This is a genomic window from Micromonospora sp. NPDC049580, from assembly GCF_040675595.1.
Classification (GTDB): Bacteria; Actinomycetota; Actinomycetes; order Mycobacteriales; family Micromonosporaceae; genus Micromonospora.
The window spans coordinates 1-1,205 of sequence record NZ_JBFAPG010000824.1 but is presented as its reverse complement, the minus strand read 5'-3'; the positions used below and the strand labels follow the sequence as shown (position 1 = coordinate 1,205).

Genomic DNA, 1,205 nt, shown 5'->3' with positions numbered 1-1,205 from the left:
CGGCCGTCCCTCCCTGGTGGTCAGCCCCCGCTCCGACCGGGTCTACGCGCACGCGCTCAGCATCGACGCCGACCGGCTGCGCGCGGCGCGGGTCGGCCTCGGCGGTCGCATCCTCGACCGGCGCGAGGTCGCCCGTCCCGGTGGCATGTCGGCGGTCGACACCGTCGGCCCGCTGGCCGATCTCGTTCGCGACATGGAACGCGGCGTCGCCTCCGACGCGCTGCTGGTCGGGGGAGCGGTCGCCGTCACCGACACCACCCGCGACCCGGACGGCAGGCTCCGGATCGTCGGCGTCGACGAGGGCCTCAGCGTGGCGCTGGAGGCCGAACTCACCGCCGGCCCGGGGTTCGTGGCCGGCGACCTCGCCGACATCGCGGGCCTGGCGGAGCACATCCGGGGCGTGGCCCCCGGCATCGACGACCTCATCTACCTGCACGGCGACCTGGGCATCAGCGCCGGCATCGTCGTCGGCGGCCGGTTGATGATCGGCCACCGGGGTCACAGCGGCAAGGTCGGCCACATGGTCGTCAACCCGAATGGCCTGCCGTGCGGCTGCGGCTCTCGTGGCTGCTGGGAGACCGAGATCGGTGAAGCCGCGCTGCTGCGCCACGCCGGCCGCGACCCGGACGACCGCGCCGCCGTGACCGAGGTGCTGCGCGCGGCGGCGGACGGCGATCCGGCCGCCCGCCGGGCCGTCGAGCAGGTCGCCGACTGGCTCGGCTTCGGCGTGGCCAACCTGGTGAACGTGGTCAATCCCGACGCCGTGGTGTTCGGTGGCTCGCTGCGCGACATCTTCATCGCCGGCGCGGACACGGTGCGGCGACGGCTGGACGCCATGCCGCTGCCGGCCTCCCGCGAGCACCTGCGGCTGCGCGCGGCGGCGCTCGGCCGCGACGCCGTCCTGATCGGCGCCGCCGAGTTGGCCTTCGACAAGCTGTTGGCCGATCCGCTGAACGTCGGCGTCGCCGGTCAGTCGGGTTCCGCCGGCCCGGTCTAGGCGATCTCCCGTACCACGCTGGTCCCGTTGCCCGGCCGGGACTCCCAGGCCCAGGACTCGTGCAGCTCCAGGCCGACCTCGCCGGCCACCACATCCGCCAGGGCGGCGAACCGCCGGCCGTCCAACGAGATCGTCACGCCCACCGAATCTAGTCGGCCCGATGTCGAGGCGTACGCGCCCCCGGTGGTCGGGCCACCGGGGGCGCGGT

Annotated in this window: 1 protein-coding gene and 1 pseudogene; one reads left to right on the top strand and one right to left on the bottom strand. The window is 74.9% G+C overall.

Annotation, left to right across the window (positions count from 1 at the left end):
* On the top strand, window positions 1-997 hold a 997-nt coding region (locus AB0J68_RS32360), incomplete at its 5' end, for an ROK family protein (protein WP_363942718.1).
* Here AB0J68_RS32360 and AB0J68_RS32355 read toward each other — a convergent pair.
* Window positions 994-1,205, bottom strand: a pseudogene (locus AB0J68_RS32355) (hypothetical protein); the annotation flags it as partial. The gene AB0J68_RS32360 and the pseudogene AB0J68_RS32355 sit on opposite strands and share 4 nt — an antisense overlap.